The sequence below is a fragment of the Archangium sp. genome, assembly GCF_036277355.1.
In the GTDB taxonomy this organism is placed as follows: Bacteria; Myxococcota; Myxococcia; order Myxococcales; family Myxococcaceae; genus Archangium.
In genome coordinates, this window is the sequence record NZ_DASUNC010000158.1 from 1 (window position 1) to 11,572 (window position 11,572).

Below are 11,572 nucleotides of genomic sequence, written 5' to 3' on the forward strand. Positions count from 1 at the left end.
CGGTGGGGACGTTGTAGAAGGAGCTGCCCGGCTGGAGCTGGTCGAGGAACCACAGACGCTGCTGGGCGAAGGACAGGGGCAGCGAGCCCTCACGCGAGACGCGGGTGAGGGGCGGGGCCTGGATGCCCTGGCCAGCGCGCATGGCCTCCTCGAGCTTCAGCGCCAGAGCGGCGATGGAGGTGGCCTCGAAGAGCGCGCGCAGGGGCAGCTCCACCTGGAAGGTGGCGCGGAGGCGCGAGACGAGCTGCGTGGCCAGGAGCGAGTGACCACCCAGGTCGAAGAAGTTGTCGTGGATGCCGACGCGGGCCACGCCGAGCACTTCGGACCAGAGCTGGGCGAGGAGCCGCTCGGTCTCGTTGCGCGGAGCCACGTACTCCTGGCCCGTCTGCGCCTGATCCGGCACGGGCAGTGCCTTGCGGTCCACCTTGCCGTTGGGATTGAGCGGCAGCTTGTCGAGCTTCACCAGGGCGGCCGGGACCATGTAGTCCGGCAGCTTGTCCTTGAGGTACGCCTTGAGCTCGGAGACCTCGAAGGCCTGACCCTCGCGAGCCACGACGTAGCCGACCAGGCGCCTGTCGCCCGGGGAGTCCTCGCGGACCATGACCACGGCCTCACCCACGCCCGGGTAGCCCACGAGCGCGGACTCCACTTCGCCCAGCTCGATACGGAAGCCGCGGACCTTCACCTGGGAGTCCACACGGCCCACGAACTCGATGTTGCCGCCGGGCAGCCAGCGAACGACGTCGCCGGTGCGGTAGAGGCGCTCACCGGGCTGGGTGGCGAACGGGTGGGGAACGAACTTCTCGGCAGTCAGTTCGGGGCGGTGCAGATAGCCCCAGGCGAGGCCCTCGCCGCCGATGTACAGCTCACCCGGCACGCCCACGGGCACGGGCTGCCCGTTGCGGTCGAGCACGTACAGCGTGGTGTTGGACAGACCGCCACCGATGGGCACGGTCGTCACGTTCTGGGCCACCTGCTCGACGTGGTACCAGGTGGCGAAGGTGGTGCTCTCGGTGGGCCCGTAGACGTGAAGCAGTTTGCCGGGAGCGCCCTTGTTCAACACCTCCCGTACCCACTTGGGATCGGAGGCCTCGCCGCCGAAGTGCAGCTGGCGCAGGACGGAGAAGGACTGGGGACGCTCGCGAGCCACCTGGTTGAAGAGGGCGGTGGTGACGAACAGGACGTTGATGCGGGTGCGCTCCAGGTGCTCGCCCAGGGCGCGAGCGTCGAGGGCGATTTCCTTCGGGACACCCACGACGCGAGCGCCGTTGAGCAGCGCACCCCACAGCTCGAAGGTGGCGGCGTCGAAGGAGGCGTTGGAGGCCTGACCGACGCGGTCGGTCTCCACCAGTTGGATGAAGTTGGTGTTGCGCACCAGGCGGACGACGGCCTGATGGGGAACGCAGACGCCCTTGGGCTTGCCGGTGGAGCCCGAGGTGTAGATGACGTACGCGGCCTGCATCGAGTCGACGGACAGGGAGAGCGGCGCGGTGGGCTGCTGGCCGATGAGCTGCTGGTCCTCATCGAGGCACACCAGCGCCCGATCACCGAGGGGCAGAGACTGCGCGAGGTGGCGCTGGGCCACGACGACGCGAGCCTGGGTGTCCTCGAGCATGAAGGCCAGGCGCTGCTGCGGGTAGGACGGGTCGAGCGGGACGTAGGCGGCACCGGCCTTGAGGATGCCGAGCAGACCGACGACGAGATCCGCCGAGCGCTCGACGCAGATGCCGACGAGATCCCCGGAACGCACACCCTTGGAAGCCAACAGGTGTGCGAGCTGGTTGGCGCGCGAGTCGAGCTCTCCGTAGGACAGCTGCGTCTCGCCGAACTCCAGGGCGATGGCCTGGGGGTGGCGGAGGACGCGCTGCTCGAAGAGCTGGTGGATGCTCTGCTGGCGGGGGAAGCCGGTGTGGGTCTGGTTCCAACCGACGAGCACCTTCTGACGCTCGGTGGCGCCGAGCAGGGACAGCTCGCGCAGCTTGCGGTCGGGAGCGTTGACGATGCCCTCGATCAGCACCTGCAGCTGCTCCAGCATGCGCTGGACGGTGGAGGCCTCGTACAGGTCGGTGTTGTACTCCATCTCGCCCACGAAGCCCTGGTCGGTCTCCAGGAAGCCCAGGGTGAGGTCGAACTTGGCCGTGTCGCCCTCGAGCGTCAGCGGGCTCAGCTTCAGCCCCTGCGTCGCCAGCTCCGGCATGGGAGCGTTCTGCACGGTGAACATGACCTGGAAGAGCGGCGAGCGGCTCTGGTCACGTTCCGGCTGAAGCTCCTCGACGAGCTTCTCGAAGGGCACTTCCTGGTGGGCGTAGGCGCCGAGCGTCGTCTCCTTCACGCGCGCCAGCAGCTCGCGGAAGCTCTGCTGCGGCGAGAGGCGCGAGCGCAGGACGAGCGTGTTGACGAAGAAGCCGATGAGGCCCTCGACCTCGCCGCGGTTGCGGCCGGCGATGGGCGAGCCCACGGAGATGTCGTCCTGCCCCGAGTAGCGCGAGAGCAGAAGCTGGAAGGCCGCGAGCAGCACCATGAAGGGCGTGGCGCCTTCCCGCTGCGCGAGCGACTTCACGGCCAGGGACACGGGAGGCGGCAGCTGAATGCGGCGGGTGGCGCCGCGGTAGGTCTGCACGGGAGGCCGGGGCTTGTCCGTGGGCAGCTCCAGCGCGCGAGGCGCATCCGCCAGCTGCTGACGCCACCAGCCGAGCTGCTTATCGAGCACCTCGCCCTGGAGCCAGCCACGCTGCCAGGCGGAGTAGTCCGCGTACTGCACGGGCAGCTCCGGCAGAGGCGAGGGCCGGCCCTGCGAGAAGGCCTGGTAGAACGCGGCCAGCTCGCGCACCAGCACGCCCATGGACCAGCCATCGGAGATGATGTGGTGCAGCGTGAGCATGAGCACATGCTGGTGCTCGTCCAGGCGCAGCAGCAGGGCGCGCAGCAGGGGCCCTCGGCCGAGGTCGAACGGCCGCAGCGCGTCCTGCGTGGTGAGCTTGCGCACCTCGGCCTCGCGCTCGGCGGAGGGCAGCGAGCGCAGATCCACCACCTGGAGCGGCAGCGCGCCGTTCGGTGCGATGACCTGCACGGCCTGGCCCTGCTCGCTGTGGAACGTGGTGCGCAGCGACTCGTGGCGCTGCACCAGCGCGGAGAGGCTGCTCTCCAGCGCGGCGACATCCAGCGCGCCCTCCAGCTTCACGGCGGTGGGCACGTTGTAGAAGGAGCTGCCCGGCTGGAGCTGGTCGAGGAACCACAGACGTTGCTGGGCGAAGGACAGCGGCAGCGAGCCCTCACGCGAGACGCGGGTGAGGGGCGGGGCCTGGATGCCCTGGCCGGCCTTGAGGGACGCGTCGAGCTTCAGCGCGAGCGCGGCGATGGTCGGAGACTCGAAGAAGTCGCGCAGGGGCAGCTCGGCCTTGAAGGCGGTGCGGATGCGCGAGAGGGCCTGCGTGGCCAGCAGGGAGTGGCCACCCAGGTCGAAGAAGTTGTCGTGGATGCCGATGCGCGGAGCCGCGAGCACCTCGGACCAGAGCTGGGCGAGGAGCCGCTCGGTCTCGTTGCGAGGCGCCACGTACTCCTGGCTCGTCTGCACCTGATCCGGCACGGGCAGGGCCTTGCGGTCCACCTTGCCGTTGGGGTTGAGCGGCAGCTTGTCGAGCTTCACCAGCGCGGCCGGGACCATGTAGTCCGGCATCGTGTCCTTGAGGTACGCCTTGAGCTCGGAGACCTCGAAGGCCTGGCCCTCACGAGCCACGACGTAGCCCACCAGGCGCCTGTCGCCCGGGGAGTCCTCGCGCACCATGACCACGGCCTCACCCACGCCGGGGTAGCCGACGAGCGCGGACTCGACCTCGCCCAGCTCGATGCGGAAGCCGCGGACCTTCACCTGCGAGTCCACACGGCCCACGAACTCGAGGCTCCCCTCGGGCAGCCAGCGCACGACGTCGCCGGTGCGGTAGAGGCGCTCGCCGGGCTGGGTGGCGAACGGATGGGGAACGAACTTCTCGGCCGTGAGCTCGGGGCGGTGCAGGTAGCCCCAGGCCAGGCCCTCGCCGCCGATGTACAGCTCACCGGGCACGCCCACGGGTACGGGCATTCCGTTGCGGTCGAGCACATACAGCGTCGTGTTGGACAGACCACCACCAATGGGAATGGTGGTGACGCCATCACGCACCTGCTCGACGTGGTACCAGGTGGCGAAGGTGGTGCTCTCGGTGGGCCCGTAGACGTGCATCAGCTTGCCCGGGGCCCCCTTCTGGAGGACCTCACGCACCCACTTGGGGTCGGAAGCCTCACCGCCGAAGTGCAGCTGACGCAGGACGGAGAAGGACTGGGGCCGCTCGCGAGCCATCTGGTTGAAGAGGGCGGTGGTGACGAACAGCACGTTGATGCGCGTGCGTTCCAGGTGCTCTCCGAGCGTCCTGGCCTCGAGAGCGACTTCCTTGGGAACGCCCACGACGCGAGCGCCGTTGAGCAGGGCGCCCCACAGCTCGAAGGTGGCGGCGTCGAAGGAGGCGTTGGAGGCCTGACCGACGCGATCGGTCTCGGTCAGCTCGATGAAGTTGGTGTTGCGCACCAGGCGCACGACGGCCTGATGGGGAACGCAGACGCCCTTGGGCTTGCCGGTGGAGCCGGACGTGTAGATGACGTACGCGGCCTGCATCGAGTCGACGGACAGGGAGAGCGGCCTGGTGGACTGCTGGCCGATGAGGTGCTGGTCCTCGTCCAGGCACACCAGTGCCCGATCACCGAGGGGCAGGGACTGAGCGAGGTGGCGCTGGGCCACGACGACGCGAGCCTGGGTGTCCTCGAGCATGAAGGCCAGGCGCTGCTGCGGGTAGGACGGATCGAGCGGGACGTAGGCGGCACCGGCCTTGAGAATGCCGAGCAGGCCGACGACGAGATCCGCGGAGCGCTCGACGCAGATGCCGACGAGGTCCCCGGAGCGCACGCCCTTGGAAGCGAGCAGGTGTGCGAGCTGGTTGGCGCGCGAGTCGAACTCACCGTAGGAGAGCTGCGTCTCACCGAACTCCAGGGCGATGGCCTGCGGGTGGCTGAGGACGCGCTGCTCGAAGAGCTGGTGGATGCTGGGCTGGCGCGGGAAGCCGGTGTGGGTCTGGTTCCAGTCCACCAGCACCTGCTGACGCTCGGTGGCGCCGATCAGGGGCAGCTCGCGCAGCTTGCGCTCAGGCGCGGCGACGATGCCCTCGAGCAGCACCTGCATCTGCTCCAGCATGCGCTGGATGGTGGAGGCCTCGTACAGGTCGGTGCTGTACTCCACCTCCGCGAGGAAGCCCTCCGCCCGCTCCGTGAAGGCGACCGTCATGTCGAACTTGGACGACTCGCTCTCCACCGTCACCGGGCGCATCTTCAGCCCCGGCAGGTTCAGCTCCGGCATCGGAGCGTTCTGCACGGCGAACATCACCTGGAAGAGCGGCGTGCGGCTCTGATCCCGCTCGGGCTGGAGCTCCTCCACCAGCTTCTCGAAGGGCACGTCCTGGTGGGCATACGCGCCGAGCGTCGTCTCCTTCACCTGGGCGAGCAGCTCGCGGAAGCTCTGCTGGGGCGAGAGCCGGGTGCGCAGCACCAGCGTGTTGACGAAGAAGCCGATGAGGCCTTCCAGCTCGCCGCGGTTGCGGCCGGCGATGGGCGAGCCCACGCAGATGTCGTCCTGCCCCGAGTAGCGCGAGAGCAGCACCTGGAAGGCGGCCAGCAGCACCATGAAGGACGTGGCGCCTTCCTTCTGGGCCAGGGCCTTGAGGGACTCGGAGAGCGCCGTGGGCAGCGGCCGCGAGCACGAGCCTCCCTGGAACGACGGCCGGGGCGGACGAGGCTTGTCGGTGGGCAGCTCCAGCACCTGCGAGGCGCCCGTGAGCTGCTTGCGCCAGTAGTCGAGCTGCTTGGACAGCACGTCGCCCCGCAGCCACTCGCGCTGCCAGGCGGCGAAGTCCACGTACTGCACCGCCAGCTCCATCAGCGGCGAGGGCTTGCCCTGCATGAAGGCCGCGTAGAGCATGCCCATCTCACGCACCAGCACGCCCATGGACCAGCCGTCCGAGACGATGTGGTGCATGGTCAGCAGCAGCACGCACTCCTGCTCCGACAGGCTCAGCAGGCGGGCGCGCAGCAGGGGACCCCGCTCCAGGTCGAAGGGCTTGCGCGCCTCCTCCAGCGCCAGCCGCCGCACCTCGGCGTCGTGTCGCGCGGCGGGCAGCGCCCGCAGGTCCACCGTCTCCAGGGCGAGCTCCGCCTGGGGCGCGATGACCTGCACCGGCTGGCCCTGCTCCGAGCGCAGCGTGGTGCGCAGCGACTCGTGGCGCCGCAGCAGCTCGTTGAAGCACCGGCCCAGCGTCGCCGCGTCCAGCGCCCCGGTGAGCCGGATGGCCATGGGGATGTTGTAGAAGGCGCTGCCCGGCTGGAGCTGATCCAGCAGCCACAGCCGCTGCTGGGCGAAGGACAGCGGGTGCAGGTCCGTGTCGCGCGGCCGCCGGGGGATGCCCGTCTTGACGTTGCCGGCCTGCTTCTGACGAAGCTGACGCAGCAGCAGCTCCCGCTTCTCGGGAGGGAGCGATGCGAGGCGGTCGTAGACGTCACTCATTTGGAGGAGACCTTCTTGGTTGAATCGTCGGACTGAGTGTTCGAGAGGAGGGCTTCCGCCTCTTCCTCGGAGAGTTGATCGAGCTCGGCCATCATCCGCTCGAGCTCCGCGGTGTCGACCTGCGAGGCCTGCTCGTTGAGGATCCGCACCGCGATGTTGGCGATGGTGGGCTCCCCGAAGAAGTCACGCAGGGGCAGCTCCACCTGGAAGGTGGAGCGGATGCGGGAGAGGGCCTGCGTGGCCAGCAGCGAGTGGCCACCCAGGTCGAAGAAGTTGTCGTGGATGCCCACGCGGGCCACGCCGAGCACCTCGGCCCACAGCTCCGCGAGCATGCGCTCGGTGTCGTTGCGCGGGGCCACGTACTCGCGGTTCGTCTCCACCCGGTCCGGCACGGGGAGGGCCTTGCGGTCCACCTTGCCGTTGGGGTTGAGCGGGAGCTTGTCGAGCTTCACCAGGGCCGCCGGCACCATGTAGTCCGGCATCCTGTCCTTGAGGTACGCCTTGAGCTCGGAGATCTCGAGGCCCTGGCCCTCGCGCGCGACGACGTAGCCCACCAGGCGCTTGTCGCCCGGCGTGTCCTCGCGCACCATGACCACGGCTTCGCCCACGGCGGGGTAGCCCACGAGCGCGGACTCGACCTCGCCCAGCTCGATGCGGAAGCCACGCACCTTCACCTGCGAGTCCACACGGCCCACGAACTCGAGGCTCCCCTCGGGCAGCCACCGCACGATGTCGCCCGTGCGGTAGAGGCGCTCACCGGGCTGGGTGGCGAACGGGTGGGGGACGAACTTCTCGGCCGTCAGTTCGGGACGGTGCAGGTAGCCCCAGGCGAGGCCTTCACCGCCGATGTACAGCTCGCCGGGGACACCGACGGGCACCGGCTGCCCATTGCGGTCGAGCACATACAGCGTCGTGTTGGACAGACCCGCGCCGATGGGGATGGTGGTGATGCCCTCGGGCACCTGCTGCACGTGGTACCAGGTGGCGAAGGTGGTGCTCTCGGTGGGGCCGTAGACGTGCAGCAGCTTGCCGGGAGCGCCCTTCTGGAGGACCTCGCGGACCCACTTGGGGTCGGAGGCCTCGCCGCCGAAGTGGAGCTGGCGCAGGACGGAGAAGGACTGGGGCCGTTCGCGAGCCACCTGGTTGAAGAGCGCGGTGGTGACGAACAGGACGTTGATGCGCGTGCGCTCCAGGTGCTCGCCGAGGGCGCGAGCATCGAGAGCGATCTCCTTGGGGACACCCACGACGCGAGCGCCGTTGAGCAGCGCGCCCCACAGCTCGAAGGTGGCCGCGTCGAAGGAGGCGTTGGAGGCCTGGCCAACGCGATCGGTCTCCATCAGCTCGATGAAGTTGGTGTTGCGCACCAGCCTCACGACGGCCTGATGGGGGACGCAGACGCCTTTGGGCTTACCGGTGGAGCCCGAGGTGTAGATGACGTAGGCGGCCTGCATGGAGTCGACGCTGCGGACGAGCTGCTGCGTGGACTGCTGACCGATGAGCTGCTGGTCCTCATCGAGGCAGATGAGGGAGCGGTCGCCCAGGGGCAATGCTTGCGCGAGGTGGCGCTGGGCCACGACGACGCGAGCCTGGGTGTCCTCGAGCATGAACGCCAGACGCTGCTGAGGATAGGCAGGGTCGAGCGGGACGTAGGCGGCGCCGGCCTTGAGGATGCCGAGCAGACCGACGACGAGGTCCGCGGAACGCTCGACGCAGATGCCGACGAGTTCTCCAGAGCGAACACCCTTGGAAGCGAGCAGATGCGCGAGCTGGTTGGCGCGCGAGTCAAGCTCACCGTAGGAGAGCTGCGTCTCACCGAACTCCAGGGCGATGGCCTGGGGGTGGCGGAGGACGCGCTGCTCGAAGAGCTGATGGATGCTGGGCTGGCGCGGGAAGTCGGTGTGGGTCTGGTTCCAGTCCACCAGCACCTGCTGGCGCTCGGCACCGCTGAGCAGGGGCAGCTCGCGCAGCTTGCGGTCGGGGGCGGCGGCGATGCCCTCGAGCAGCACCTGCATCTGCTCCAGCATGCGCCGGGCCGTGGAGGCCTCGTACAGGTCGGTGTTGTACTCCAGCCACAGCGAGAAGCCCGCGGGCGTCTCGCCGGCCGACATCGTCAGGTCGAACTTCGACGTCTGGCTCTCGGGCTCGATGGCCTGCAGCTTCAGCCCGGGCAGCTTCAGCTCGGGCATCGGAGCGTTCTGCAGGCCGAACATGACCTGGAAGAGCGGCGTGCGGCTCTGGTCACGCTCGGGCTTCAGCTCCTCCACCAGCTTCTCGAAGGGCACGTCCTGGTGGGCGTAGGCCCCCAGCGTCGTCTCCTTCACCTGGGCGAGCAGCTCGCGGAAGCTCTGCTGGGGCGAGAGGCGCGAGCGCAGCACCAGCGTGTTGACGAAGAAGCCGATGAGGCCCTCGACCTCGCTCCGGCCACGGCCGGCGATGGGCGAGCCCACGCTGATGTCGTCCTGTCCCGAGTAGCGGGACATGAGCACCTGGAAGGCCGCGAGCAGCACCATGAACGGCGTGGCCCCCGCCTCGTGTCCCAGGGCCTGGAGGGCCTTGGAGAGCTCGAGGGGCAGTTGCGCCGTCATGCTGGCACCGCGCGACGTCAGCACCGTGGGACGGGGCTTGTCGGTGGGCAGCGTCAGGGCCTGCGGCGCCCCGGTGAGCTGCTGGCGCCAGTAGTCGAGCTGCCGGGCCAGGACGTCGCCCTGGAGCCACTCGCGCTGCCAGGCCGAGAAGTCCGCGTACTGCACGGGCAGCTCCGGCAGCGGTGACGGCTTGCCCCGCACATGGGCCTCGTAGAGCGCCGCCATCTCGCGCACCAGCACTCCCATGGACCAGCCGTCCGAGATGACGTGGTGCATGGTGAGCATCAGCACATGCACCTGCTCGTCCTGCCGCAGCAGCAGGGGCCGCAGCAGCGGTCCTCGCTTCAGGTCGAACGGCCGGCCGACCTCGGCCCGCACCTGCCGCCGCACCTCGGCCTCGCGCTCCCCGGTGGGCAGCTCCCGCAGGTCCACCACCGCCAACGGCAGCCGGGCCTCGGGGGCAATCACCTGCACGGGCTGGCCCTGCTCCTCGTGGAAGACGGTGCGCAGCGACTCGTGGCGCTGGACCAGCTCCTCGAAGCTCCGCTCCAGGGCCACCACGTCGAGCTGGCCCTCCATCCGCACCAGCATGGGGATGTTGTAGAAGGCCTTGCCCGGCTCGAGCTGCTCCAGGAACCACAGGCGCTGCTGGGCGAACGAGAGCGGCAGGTTCCCCTCACGAGGCACCCGCTTCACGGCCGGCGTCTGGGACACGGGGCTCGTGCCGCGCGAGGCGTCGATGCGCCCGGCCAGCTCGGCCAGCGTGGGCGCGTCGAACAGCTCGCGCAGGGCCAGCTCCATCTGGAAGGCCTCGCGCACGCGCACCACCACCTGCGTGGCGAGCAGCGAGTGGCCGCCCAGGTCGAAGAAGTTGTCGTGGATGCCCACGCGGGACACGCGGAGCACCTCGGCCCAGAGCGCGGCCAGACGCTCCTCCGTCTCGTTGCGCGGCGCCACGTACTCCTGGTCCGTCTGCGCCTGATCCGGCACGGGGAGGGCCTTGCGGTCCACCTTGCCGTTGGGGTTGAGCGGGAGCTTGTCGAGCTTCACCAGGGCAGCCGGGACCATGTAGTCCGGCATCCTGTCCTTGAGGTAGCTCTTGAGCTCGGAGACCTCGAGGCTCTGGCCCTCGCGCGCGACGACGTAGCCCACCAGGCGCCTGTCGCCCGGCGTGTCCTCGCGCACCATGACCACGGCCTCACCCACGGCGGGGTAGCCGACGAGCGCGGACTCCACTTCGCCCAGCTCGATGCGGAAGCCGCGCACCTTCACCTGCGAGTCCACGCGGCCCACGAATTCGAGGCTCCCCTCGGGCAGCCAGCGCACGACGTCGCCGGTGCGGTAGAGGCGCTCACCGGGCTGGGTGGCGAACGGGTGGGGAACGAACTTCTCGGCCGTCAGCTCGGGGCGGTGCAGGTAGCCCCAGGCGAGGCCTTCACCGCCGATGTACAGCTCACCGGGAACGCCCACGGGCACCGGATGCCCATTGCGGTCGAGCACGTACAGCGTGGTGTTGGACAGACCCGCGCCGATGGGAATGGTGGTGATGCCCTCGGGCACCTGCTGCACGTGGTACCAGGTGGCGAAGGTGGTGCTCTCGGTGGGCCCGTAGACGTGCATCAGCTTGCCGGGAGCGCCCTTGTTCAGCACTTCCCGCACCCACTTGGGATCGGAGGCCTCGCCGCCGAAGTGCAGCTGGCGCAGCACGGAGAAGGACTGAGGCCGCTCGCGAGCCACCTGGTTGAAGAGAGCGGTGGTGACGAACAGGACGTTGATGCGCGTGCGCTCCAGGTGCTCTCCGAGGGCGCGGGCGTCGAGGGCGATCTCCTTGGGGACACCCACGACGCGAGCGCCATTGAGCAGCGCGCCCCACAACTCGAAGGTGGCGGCGTCGAAGGAGGCGTTGGAGGCCTGGCCGATACGGTCGGTCTCGGTCAGCTGGATGAAGTGGGTGTTGCGCACCAGCCGCACGACGGCCTGATGGGGGACGCAGACGCCCTTGGGCTTGCCGGTGGAGCCCGAGGTGTAGATGACGTAGGCGGCCTGCATCGAGTCGACGGACAGGGAGAGCGACCCGGTGGGCTGCTGGCCGATGAGGTGCTGGTCCTCATCGAGGCAGATGAGGGAGCGGTCGCCCAGGGGCAGGGCCTGAGCGAGGTGGCGCTGGGCCACGACGACGCGAGCCTGGGTGTCCTCGAGCATGAAGGCCAGGCGCTGCTGCGGGTAGGCGGGGTCGAGCGGGACGTAGGCGGCGCCGGCCTTGAGAATGCCGAGCAGGCCGACGACGAGGTCCGCGGAGCGCTCAACGCAGATGCCGACGAGATCCCCGGAGCGCACGCCCTTGGAGGCGAGCAGGTGGGCGAGCTGGTTGGCGCGCGAGTCGAGCTCACCGTAGGAGAGCTGCGTC

At 69.3% G+C, this 11,572-nt stretch carries 2 protein-coding genes; both read right to left on the minus strand.

Annotated elements, in window-relative coordinates; genetic code table 11:
* Positions 1-6,580 (minus strand): non-ribosomal peptide synthetase (locus VFZ09_RS39320; protein WP_329732913.1); only part of this gene is annotated, 6,580 nt, incomplete at its 3' end.
* Positions 6,577-11,572 (minus strand): non-ribosomal peptide synthetase (locus tag VFZ09_RS39325; protein ID WP_329732914.1); only part of this gene is annotated, 4,996 nt, incomplete at its 5' end. The genes VFZ09_RS39320 and VFZ09_RS39325, both read right to left, overlap by 4 nt.